General features: G+C 41.7%; 1 protein-coding gene. It reads right to left on the reverse strand.

Features of this window, described 5'->3' with window-relative positions; genetic code table 11:
* Positions 1 to 431 precede the first annotated feature (431 nt).
* On the reverse strand, positions 432 to 962 hold the full coding sequence (locus F6K20_RS39340) for a hypothetical protein (RefSeq protein WP_287298574.1): 531 nt from the start codon (positions 960 to 962) through the stop codon (positions 432 to 434).
* Positions 963 to 1,162: the final 200 nt, after the last annotated feature.

A 1,162-nucleotide genomic window follows, 5' to 3' on the forward strand; every position in this document is an offset into this window, starting at 1 on the left:
TAGTGCTAAATTAACATCAATAGCTTCTTAAGCTTATTATAGCGTTAATTCAACGTAAAATTGACTTGGTCAATTTGATCGCTGAAAAGCAGTGCCTGAGAAAGTTTCAAGTTTTTGGAGAGGTCTATACAGTCTTTGAAAAATCGACAATGCCGAAATTTTGACGGCAATAGGCCAGGCTGGCGGGTAAAATAACCAAGGTAAGTGCTTCATAAACGCTTAAAAACCTTCAGATAAAGAGCTTTAATGGGCTTACCAGATCTAACTAGTTCTGCTTGCTGAACTACTTTGAATTGTAAAAGTAAGCTTTTAGATAAATCAAGGCTTTTCTGTATTGGATACAGTTTTTGAAAAATCAACCTAACGTAATAATTATGATCAGCTATTTCGGTCAGAAGAGACCCAATACTGTTCGGATACTTAGTGCTACTCTATTGTTCGCGGTCTAAAAGTCTCAGCAATAACCTTTCATCCAGTCCACCCAAGCTCGTAGCGAGCACCCTGAGGGTGTCAACATAGCCAAGATACATTTCGTACTGCTGTCGTTTATCTGGAGAGATTTTGTCAAACTCAACTCCTTTTCCCCAGCGGTGAATAGTATTGGCTTTAATCTTTAATACTCTGGCAATCAAGTTGATGCATTTCTCCCGATAACCATGCTCCGATTCGAGGATTGAGATATATGACTCTGTGTAGCACCGCTGTCCGTATTGATTGACGGCTTCTAGTCCGAACCAGCGGCGACAAAATCTCCTTGGGTGCATGCCTTGTCCATTAAGAACACGGGTTTTCAGAATCTTGGTAGCTACCTGATCAGCTTGATGCTTTTTAGTGTTACTGGCAGAATACTTCCAGTTCTGGAGATCCTCCTGAGAACTAGGACTGGCTTGAGCTATCCTGATTCTTTTTATCTGATTCATATAGTCGCGAATGCCTGTCTGAACATTTGTTGGGTATGACATAACTACGCACTCAATGATTATCAAGGAACTTTTGTATCGACAATTTGGAAAATGGGGGTAGCTCTCAAGGCGTTGCTTAACAATGGAATGATTTTAGGAGTGAGGTGGAATGGGCATCTGGCCGTGGAATGGGCATCTTGCGTGGAACTGGCATCTTGCCAGTTTCAATATATTTTCGGGCGGGCAGGATGCCCACTCTA

The organism is Moorena sp. SIO2C4 (assembly GCF_010672485.1).
GTDB lineage: Bacteria > Cyanobacteriota > Cyanobacteriia > Cyanobacteriales > Coleofasciculaceae > Moorena > Moorena producens.

Coding starts and splice junctions, on each gene's coding strand:
- F6K20_RS39340 (WP_287298574.1), bottom strand. CDS start 962: ATGTCATACCCAACAAATGTTCAGACAGGCATTCGCGACTATATGAAT.